Consider the following 9789-nt stretch of genomic DNA (forward strand, 5'->3'; position numbering starts at 1 on the left):
GCATTGGATTCTCCCGGCCGCTTCCGCCGCCCTCACTGCACTATCCCCACCCGCCTCATGCGGGCAAAAGGGATCGAAAAGACAAAAAAGCCCCGCCATGGCGGGGCTTTTCTTTCGTCATCTTCGCACTGCGTAAGTCATACCAACCCACTTACACAAAGCAATCGAGGTTGCTTAGGCAGAAACGATGCTGACGAATTTACGGTTGTTCGGACCTTTGGTCTCGAACTTCACGAAGCCGTCGTTCAGAGCGAACAGCGTGTGATCACGACCCAGGCCAACGCCAGTGCCTGCGTGGAAACGAGTGCCACGCTGACGAACGATGATGTTACCTGCGGTTGCCGCTTGGCCACCGAAGAGTTTCACACCAAGGCGTTTGGATTCGGAATCGCGACCGTTACGCGTGGAGCCGGCTGCCTTTTTATGTGCCATTGCAAAATCCTCCTAAAGGGAATTGGCTGCTTACGCAGAAATTCCGGTAATTTTGACTTCAGTGAACCACTGACGGTGGCCCTGACGCTTCATGTGGTGCTTCCGGCGACGGAATTTGATGATCGTCACTTTATCGCCACGGCCGTGGGAAACGATTTCAGCGGAAACTTTGGCACCGCTAATGAAAGGTGCGCCAATGTTTACGTCATCGCCGTCTGCAACCAGCAGCACTTCATCAAACTCAATCGTTTCGCCGGTAGCGACTTCGATTTTCTCGAGCTTGAGGGTTTGACCTTCTTGAACGCGGTACTGTTTACCACCGCTTTTAATAACTGCGTACATGTCGCTCTCCGGACTTGTCGTTAATGCCGGTTACGCCCCGCGTAACCAACGCTCATCGCCTTCCGCTCTTATCGACCTGCTGCGAGTGGCGCCTCTTTTGGCAGCCATCTGACAGGGAGCATGATGAGTGGGTCGCGGATTATAACGACTATCGCTTCATACCACAAGGCCACCGGGGCTTGTCAATCTTCCAAACGCCTGCCTGGGCCTGCTTAGCGCGGCTATGCCTTGACGCCTTACAGGCAGCCCCATAGCATGACCCCCACTTTCTCACCCGCCGCGATGAACGGAACCCATGACAGCCAACGTCTCCCCAACCTCGCCTGCCAGCCCTTCGCCTTCACCGCTGCACGCCGTGGTGGCCGATGACTTTGAAGCCGTCAACCGCACCATTGTTGCTCAGCTCAACTCTAAAGTGCCGCTGGTGGAAACCATCGGCCAGTACATTATTGAAAGCGGCGGTAAACGCCTGCGTCCGCTACTGGTGCTGCTGGCGGCCCGCTCGCTGGGCTATGAGGGCGACAAGCATATTACTCTCGCCACGCTGATCGAGTTTATGCATACCTCCACCCTGTTGCACGACGACGTGGTGGATGAGTCGCACATGCGCCGGGGCAAAAAAACCGCCAACGACGCCTGGGGCAATGCGCCTTCCGTGCTGGTGGGTGATTTCCTCTACTCCCGCTCGTTCCAAATGATGGTGGATGTAGGCTCCATGCGCATCATGGCGATCCTATCCGGAGCCACCTGCGTGATCGCAGAAGGTGAAGTGCTGCAGTTGACCAACATTGGCAACCCCAGCATTTCCGAGGCGGATTACTTCGAGACCATCCTAGGCAAAACCGCGATGCTGTTTGAAGCGGCCTCTCATAGCGGTGCAGTGCTCGCCAAAGCCACGCCAGAACAGGAGCGCGCCCTGCAGCATTACGGCCGCTACCTGGGCCTGGCTTTCCAACTGATTGACGACTTGCTGGACTATCAAGGCGACGCCGAGGCAATGGGCAAAAACGTTGGCGACGACTTGGCCGAAGGCAAGCCCACGCTACCGCTCATTCACGCCATGGAGCGCGGCACCCCTGAGCAAGCCAAGCTGATTCGTCAGGTGATTCGCAAAGGCGGTCTTGAACAGCTAGACGACGTACTGGCGATTATTCACGACACCGGGGCGCTGGCGTACACCCGCGCACGGGCAGAAGAGATGGCGGATAAAGCGCTAGCCGAACTGGATGCCCTGCCCCCCAGCCCTTATCGCGACAGCATGGCTCAACTTGCCCGCTTAGCCGTGGACCGCCAAGCCTAACCGCCAGCGTTCTTCACGTTGCACAAAGAAAGGGCGTGAAAAAAGAGGCTTGAAAAAAGCCCTTCGCCTGCGTATGATTCGTCCCGTTGTTGAGCACGCTTCAGCAACTTTCGGAATATAGCTCAGCTTGGTAGAGCGCTGCCTTCGGGAGGCAGAGGTCGTAGGTTCGAATCCTGCTATTCCGACCAAGAATTCAATGAAAACGGCCACTTAGCTTTTAGAGCAAGTGGCCGTTTTTGTTCGTGTTGGTTCTAGGTTCCATATAGGTTCCAAAGATCACGAACGACGACTACGTCATATTTGCTGAGCTATTTCATGATAAGTCAGCCTTCCACTCGAATCACTAGGCGATAGGCATACCTAGAGTGAACAGCCTTCTGACTGTAAAACGATTGAGGTAGCAGCTTGGAATAGATCAGGGATCCAACAGATTCCTCTCATTGAAGACATCCCGATGGCACCACCTTCTTGAAGCCGTAGTGCGACTCTCAATATCTCTAACCCTCCCGGCTGTACCCGATCAGCGCAGTAAATAAACCAAAGAACAGGCACAGGCCTCACTCGAACCAGGGGCAGAAAGAAGCCAACGAAAAGATCCTTTGCACGAGCGATACGCGCTGAATCACAAAATTCCATCTGGTGTTTTATTTTATAGACGATCAGTCTATATTGTTCAGCATGAACCAATCATCCTCCATCAAGCGGCGTGGCCGCCCTCCTAATCATCCACATCATCACGTGGATACACGTGCTGCGTTGATTAGAAGCGGGACCGAAGTGCTGACGGAGCAGGGGTTTGCCAATGCGGGCATCGATGGCATCCTCAAGCGCGTCGGCGTTCCTAAAGGGTCTTTCTATTACTACTTCTCCAGTAAAGAGGCATTTGGTTACGCCGTTTTAGAGCATTACGGCGCCTACTTTGCCAAGAAGTTGGATCGTCATTTGCTCAACGACACGCTACCGCCGTTGGTGCGTATCAAAGCTTTCGTAGCAGATGCCAAGGAAGGCATGCAGCGTCACGATTTTCAGCGCGGCTGTTTGGTCGGCAACTTGGGTCAAGAAGTAAATGGTCTTCCCGAGGGCTATCGTACATGCCTGCAAGCGATATTGACCGACTGGCAACAACGACTAGCGGTATGTTTACGTGAAGCCCAACGACTGGGTGGCATCATTTCTTCGGCAGATTGCGATCGACTCGCTGAGGCTTTTTGGATTGGTTGGGAAGGTGCTGTCATGCGTGCGCGTCTTGAAGCGCAAACGCGCCCACTCGATACCTTTCTGGATACGTTTTTAGACGGAATATCTCCGTAATTTTTTTATCATTTAATAGACGACCGTCTACAAAAGAGGTGCAACATGTTCAAAGCAGTGCTGATCGATAAGACAGAAGGTAAGCAGCAGGTAGGCATTACCTCGCTAGACGAAGCATCGTTACCTGAAGGCGATGTGACCGTCAGCGTGCATTGCAGTACGCTTAACTACAAAGACGCCTTGGCCATTACAGGCAAAGGGCCTGTGGTGAAGCAGTTTCCTATGGTGCCCGGCATTGATCTATCAGGGGTCGTCGAGTATTCCGCCTCGCCTGACTTCAAGCCAGGGGATACGGTGCTGCTTAACGGCTGGGGCGTAGGCGAAAAGCATTGGGGGGGATTGGCCGAGAAGGCGCGCTTAGACAGCCGCTGGCTCATTCCACAGCCGTCAGCGTTTACGCCTTATCAGTCGATGGCCATTGGCACGGCAGGCTATACAGCAATGCTAGCGGTCATGGCACTGGAAGAGCGCGGCGTTACGCCTGACCAAGGAGAAATCTTGGTCACCGGCGCGAGCGGCGGCGTGGGCAGCTACGCGATTACGCTGCTAGCTCGCTTAGGCTATCGCGTCGTTGCCTCTACGGGGCGTCAAGAGGAAGCACCCTATCTTGTCGAGTTGGGGGCTGAGAATGTCATAGACCGTCGTGAACTCTCCGAACCCGGACGCCCATTGGCCAAAGAGCGGTGGGCGGGGGCCATTGACTCTGTGGGCAGCCATACCCTTGCCAATGTGCTGGCTTCCACCAAGTATGGCGGCACCGTGGCGTGCTGTGGACTCGCGCAGGGGATGGATTTACCCACCAGCGTTGCCCCCTTTATTTTACGCGGTGTCACGCTCTCGGGTATCGATAGCGTCATGAGACCGTTGGCTCACCGTGTCGAGGCTTGGCGTCGCTTAGGAGAGCTACTGAGTCCTCATCAATTGGAAGCGATTACTCGGCCCATCGACCTAACGCAAGCCATTGGCGTCGCAGAAGACCTGCTTGCAGGTAAGGTCAGGGGAAGAGTGGTCGTCAACATGGCCTGATCTCATAACGTGGGTGGGGCCGCACGACGCTTAACTGAGCGATCTGCGGCCCCGCCGAGCCTAAAAGAGACGACGTTATTGTTTGTTAAACTACATACTCTATCAGCTTCGACATAGCGGGTGATTGCCTGCTAGACATCAACATCTCCCTGGACTCTGTTACGTCCGCTTTGCTTTGCGCGATAGCTCGCAGCGTCAGCGCGATTGAGCACGTCGTCGATTGTTGTATCCTCTTGGCGGAAATGACTGACCCCAATACTGGCGGTAACTTGCCATTGACGACCCTCCGCTTCGATAAAGCTAGCGGCAATACTGGCACGCAGAGATTCGGCGATGGTGAGCGCCCACGCTGGCGTACAGCCCGGCAGTAACACGGCAAATTCATCGCCACCTTGGCGAGCGGCATAATCACTGATGCGAATCTCGCTCTGTACGATACGCGCAATCTCTTGAAGCATCTGATCGCCTAACGCATGGCCTCCTTGATCGTTCACGGGCTTGAAGCGATCTAAATCAAACAGCATGACGGCGGTCGGTTTGTCTTTGGATTGCCACTGCATCAGCAACCCTTCAAGATGCCTCGTCAGCCCGCGACGATTCAGTAAACGGGTGAGAGGATCATGCTCCGCTTCCCAACGCTTTTGAGCATAGTCGTTGTGGTGCTGAGTGATATCGAGAACCGTGCCCACGGTCCCGATAAACTGTTCATCAACACGTACAGCCGCTGTTTGCACATCTAACCAACACACCTCTTGATTGGCACCCAAGAAGCGAAACTGACGTGCAAAGTTCGTTTGCTTGACAAGGCTGCGTAACCAGGCTGTCTTTACGTCTTTACGGTCATCTCGATGAATTCGATCGCTCCAGTCTTGTAGACTACGAAACCCTTCATCACCTAGAAGCTCGTTCAGCGCTTCGTTGATAAAGGTCAGTTGACCGCGTGGGTCCGTCACAAACATGCCTTGAGGAGAAGCAGATAACGTCCCTCTCAGCAAAGCCTCTTGCTCAACTAAGTCGCATAAGCTCGTTTGGCGTGCAGACTCGGCCGTGTTAACCACATCAATGATGCGGCGAAGCTCCTCCATAGTAGTCGGAATATTCAATACAGAGCGGTGCCCGCTTTGAAGCTCCTGAATTTGTAGAGCAAGATGTGCCAAGGGACGTAATGCCAACCAAACCACCCCCCAAACCAAGGGTAAAATAAGCAGGAGAACGCCCCAGACGTAGGTGGTAATTTGCTTCATGCCCGCAATAAGAGGAGCTTGAGCTTGAGCTTGCGGCAAGTGCACGCCAACGATCCAGTTCGCAGGCCAAATTTGCCGATAGGCGACCAGTTGGGATTCGCCAGCCAAAGACCGCCCCACACTCTCGCCTTCCCAACCATCTAACGCCTGCTCTAAGTCGGGTGAAATGGTGTCAGGTAGGGTGACAATAGCTTCTTGCTGATACGGAGCGTAAATACGTTGGCCAGACGCTGTTGTAATCGTCACATAGCCGCCATCGCCCAAGCGTAGCTGATCAAAGCTGTTAAACAGCTGGCTTTTCCTAAGATCGACCAAGCCACCTAAAAAGCCCGTGTAGCGACCCGCTTCGTCGTAGAGAGGAACCAGCATCAAAACTATCGGCGTGTTAGTAATGCGTCCAACCAGGGGAGCGCTGACATAAGGCGTTTTGAACGCATGCATAAACCGGGCATATTCACGATCAGCAAAATTGTTACCGCTCCTTCCCCCGTCGACAGGCCATTCATCAACGACATCGCTGTTTAAATCAAAGACCAACAGCGCTTCAAAGAAAGGTTCCATCGTATACGCGTGCTGATCAAGCAGAGCTCCCTGCCTGGGAAGCGACATCCTCTCTGCCAAACGCTCCAGTTCACCAAAACGCTCATTCACTTGACGCGTGATGGAGTGGCTAATGAGCTCTGCCTCGTAACGCAGATGCTGGTGGTTGGTCTCATTCACCAGGAACTTGCCCGCCTGCCAGCCAAACGTGAGCACGATAAGGCAAAGTAACCCCCATAACACCACCGCACCTACGACCAAGCGCCCGCGTAGCGTCGCAAACGGGAACATAATCATGCGTATCAATGAGCGCTGTACTTGATGTCTTGGAGCGATGTTTTCATTCGATATCGATGTCATAAACGGTACCTAGCAGGCGAAGATTCAACGCTATCGTGTATCGCCTATCTTTTATAAAGGAGTTTAACCATCATAACAGTTGAAAAAGTGCTGAATCAGCTGACGTATCAACAAAAGCTCAAATAGGCTAGATCCGGTACTCGCCAGTTGATATGGCGCTACATGCTTGGCGTAGTACGGGTATATGACGGCAAAAGGACTAGTAGGGAACGTGGGAGGTTAGACGGCCATGTAGAGAAGAAACGACAGCACGCTCTAAACCATGGATGTCTAATTTGATGCGGCGCAAAATGTCGTCTAGATTAATCCATGTTATGGCATGAAGCCTCTAGACAAGAATGTCACCCCCATGGAAGGCCTGATTCCTTCTGATCTGTTCCTTTTCATTGGCTCCGGCAAGGCCTTTTATCTAATATCGTTGATGATATCGCCGCTGTTAAAGGAACAGACTGAGCTCAGCTCACTAAGACAAGGTAGGGCTTCAGGTAAGCAGTGTATTGGGCATAGAGAGACCACGACGCTAAGCCTCGCCCCACCCAGCCAAGAAGTGTGTAGATATTGTGTTGGTTCATTGGTGGATTCACTGAGTGGGCTGGCGTCTGGAAGCTGTTGCAGCTTGGTTCATACCGTTACTGCCTTGCACTGTCACACCCATCGATCCAGCCATTGAGCGCAGCATGTAACGAGCTAGCGTGCCAGATAACGCTTTCTGGTTTCGCTCATGAATTTCCCTGCATGCTTCTGCCCAAGGGCCTCCACACCATTGTGGATGCAAATGCTGGAGCAAATCGGCAGTCTCCTCACTTGTGAGATGTGTACTGGCCTCGAATGTATCCGTGAACAGTTGAAGGTAACTGGCTCGAAGTATCCCTTTAGTATCTAGGTAATGACCAAGATGACCGTACTGCTGCTCTAAGCACCTCCAGCCTGCATTACGATAGACAGCGATCTGGTACAACACATCGCCATAAGCAGCCTCAGCCACATTGCCGTGTTCGTATTGTTCAATTAACCGATCCAGGGACGCCAGCAGCGGAGGTAAGTGAGCCAAAAAGCCCAGAGTGGTCTGCCATTGCTGTCGTAACTCATAAAGCTGCTCGACAGGTATAGCACGCGATCGTAAACGGATTGCAGCCGCGTCCAGACGTTGATGCTCACGCTGCATGAGAGCCAAGCTGATCACTAGGTAAGACGGGGTGGAAGTCATACTGTCTTCCGGCAGAGACGAAGATGCATTCATCAAGGGTTCCTTTTGGATGGGTGGAGTAACGAATAAAAGGTGTAGCAATACCTCCACTGGCGACCAAGGCCACGGATGAGTGCTACACATGGGTATAAAGATATGATTTGGAATAGCGGTACGGATGACAGCTATTGCCTAAACCAGCAAGCAGACTCCGGTTACCCTGGAGCCAAGGTAATGAGGCGTCAGAGTAACGTTAGCTATGCACAGGGCCGATGTTAGCCGTTGAGCTTTCGCCCTTATCCGCTAACGTATTTTGATGTCGCTTAGAAAGGCTAGGAAACCAGTTAACTCTGCTGTCTCCGCTGCCTTTCCCTATCAATTTCACAAGAGTGGCGGAGCCACACTCATCTCTCGTATTGGCTAGTTCTTGTGGTGGTGAGGTCTGGTCACTTGCTATCACTACTGATACAGACCCAGCACAATGGCGTAGCCATGAGAGCATCAGCACAGACTCAGGGAGGACTACAAACTGTCTGGCTGGATGTGTTGTTGTGTTGTTGTGTTGCGCATAGGAATAGAGCTCACTGCTGAACCAGTGAACTCCAGGGGGGCCAAGGATATTTTTTCTGAGCTAGGCACCCCCGGGGGGGGGTAGTTGTGTAAACAGCAACCGATAGCTATCAGCAGGGGTCGTACGAATTTTATAAAAATGGTGAAAACCTGCGGCTGACTCAAATCGGATAAAGCCATTGATACAGCTGCCTAAAGAGCAAGCGTGAGAGCTTTCGCATATTGGCCGACACGCCAACTCATCTGAAACGGTGAGTCGTCAGCACACGGGTTCTAAGTAGCGACAAGCTCTCACCTCCTTTTGAAAACCAGCTTCATTCCACCTTCCATACCGGCAGTAGCAATCAATAATTTCCCTTCTGCACTAGCGGTAACGTGAAGCTCTATCGACTCTAGTTGGTAGTTGCTGTCAGGTGCATCTCCCATCAGATCAAAAGCCTCTTCGATCTTCGCTTTAAAGTCAGAGAAGGCCTGCATCGGTATATCTTCGACACTGGGGGTTAGTCGAGCCTCTGGAAGCCAAGGACCCTCACCCACCTGGGGTGGGAACTGGGCTATGTCGTACTCCTCTGCAATGATCACGTAGGGGAGTCCATAATTCATAGTAGGGCTTGGGTCTTCTGACATGATCAAGAAGGGTAATGTGCTTCCTTCGTGGGCCTGCTCCTGATCGCTAGCCATCGACATGCCTGGCAACATAACCGACACCAAACAAGCCGTTATGAAAAGGTGCCTATAAAAGTAAATGCCCTGTGGCGTTTTGGAGACTAGTTTCACAGTTATGCCCTCGATAGCCATCACAGACACCCAGACCACTTGGCTGGGTTCAACTCGATTGGACTTGGGCGAGTAGCAATGACAGTGATACCGCATGGAGGTGCCCTGAGCCCTTAACCCAGGTTAGCTGCAGCTCACTGTCTAAGCCGTAAGGGCTTCGACTGATCCTAGCTAGTCAAGAAGTCTTGGACTGTCAGCATGCATGAACTGCATCAGATCTTTATTGAACCAGGAGGCTGATAGGATATAGGCGCTCTTCGTCGTAACGACCTGTTTTGATGGAGTTAGTATACAGGTAAGAAGTCTACGTAGAAGTGTGCAGACTTCTTACCAAGCCAGGTTAATCAACCACTTAGCTATAGCACCTTCGTCATTGCCGATCTTTTAACATATAGCCTTGCTTTGGTTGGTCCTCGTTTTGGCTTAAGAGGTAGTAAACGCTTTTTCGTCAGGGGCTCATCGAACTCTTTTAGACACATCCTAAACGAGGTCATGGAGATACCTGCCGCTGGCACCGTCAGAGAAAAGGGGGAGGAACAAAAACCCGTATAGAAGAAGCCAAGTTGACTAGCGTCATTGGCGCTTTAACGGGTCAGTGCACATGTAGTGGCATAGTGAATTTGGCCACCTACTTAGAGGTGCTAATATGCACCAAGACATCACTAGGTGGCAGCATGGTAACAAGACCAAAACGTAACTTT

General features: G+C 52.4%; 8 protein-coding genes and 1 tRNA gene. 4 read left to right on the top strand and 5 right to left on the bottom strand.

All coding sequences use genetic code 11. The features are described 5' to 3' along the window. Positions 1-174 precede the first annotated feature (174 nt). On the bottom strand, positions 175-432 hold the full coding sequence (gene rpmA, locus BIS10_RS15025) for a 50S ribosomal protein L27 (protein ID WP_030071394.1): 258 nt from the start codon (positions 430-432) through the stop codon (positions 175-177). Positions 433-462: 30 nt separating this feature from the next. After that, on the bottom strand, positions 463-774 hold the full coding sequence (gene rplU, locus BIS10_RS15030) for a 50S ribosomal protein L21 (protein ID WP_016915863.1): 312 nt from the start codon (positions 772-774) through the stop codon (positions 463-465). A 295-nt stretch (positions 775-1069) separates the two neighbouring features. On the opposite strand from rplU, the gene ispB reads away from it, so the two are divergent. From ispB to BIS10_RS15050, 4 genes are all read left to right on the top strand, one after another. Next, the gene (gene ispB / locus BIS10_RS15035) at positions 1070-2074 is read left to right on the top strand and encodes an octaprenyl diphosphate synthase (RefSeq protein WP_083023409.1); all 1005 of its coding nucleotides are present in this window, start codon (positions 1070-1072) and stop codon (positions 2072-2074) included. Between the two features lie 111 nt (positions 2075-2185). After that, a tRNA-Pro gene (locus BIS10_RS15040) sits at positions 2186-2262 on the top strand. A 490-nt stretch (positions 2263-2752) separates the two neighbouring features. Further along, positions 2753-3385 carry a TetR/AcrR family transcriptional regulator gene (locus tag BIS10_RS15045; protein ID WP_253506288.1) on the top strand — a complete coding sequence of 211 codons (633 nt, stop codon included), beginning with the start codon at positions 2753-2755 and terminating at the stop codon, positions 3383-3385. A gap of 45 nt (positions 3386-3430) precedes the next feature. Further along, positions 3431-4411, top strand: coding sequence for an MDR family oxidoreductase (locus BIS10_RS15050; RefSeq protein WP_253506290.1), 981 nt, complete (start codon positions 3431-3433; stop codon positions 4409-4411). Positions 4412-4542: 131 nt separating this feature from the next. On the opposite strand, the gene BIS10_RS15055 is transcribed toward BIS10_RS15050, so the two are convergent. From BIS10_RS15055 to BIS10_RS15065, 3 genes are all read right to left on the bottom strand, one after another. Beyond that, on the bottom strand, positions 4543-6555 hold the full coding sequence (locus tag BIS10_RS15055) for a diguanylate cyclase (RefSeq protein ID WP_253506292.1): 2013 nt from the start codon (positions 6553-6555) through the stop codon (positions 4543-4545). A gap of 580 nt (positions 6556-7135) precedes the next feature. After that, positions 7136-7795 carry a hypothetical protein gene (locus tag BIS10_RS15060; protein WP_253506294.1) on the bottom strand — a complete coding sequence of 220 codons (660 nt, stop codon included), beginning with the start codon at positions 7793-7795 and terminating at the stop codon, positions 7136-7138. Positions 7796-8602: 807 nt separating this feature from the next. After that, positions 8603-9109 (bottom strand): hypothetical protein, encoded by a 507-nt coding sequence (locus tag BIS10_RS15065; RefSeq protein ID WP_253506296.1) that lies wholly within the window; start codon positions 9107-9109, stop codon positions 8603-8605. Between the last annotated feature and the right edge of the window lie 680 nt (positions 9110-9789).

The sequence above is a fragment of the Halomonas sp. 707B3 genome, from assembly GCF_024158645.1.
In the GTDB taxonomy this organism is placed as follows: domain Bacteria; phylum Pseudomonadota; class Gammaproteobacteria; order Pseudomonadales; family Halomonadaceae; genus Vreelandella; species Vreelandella lionensis.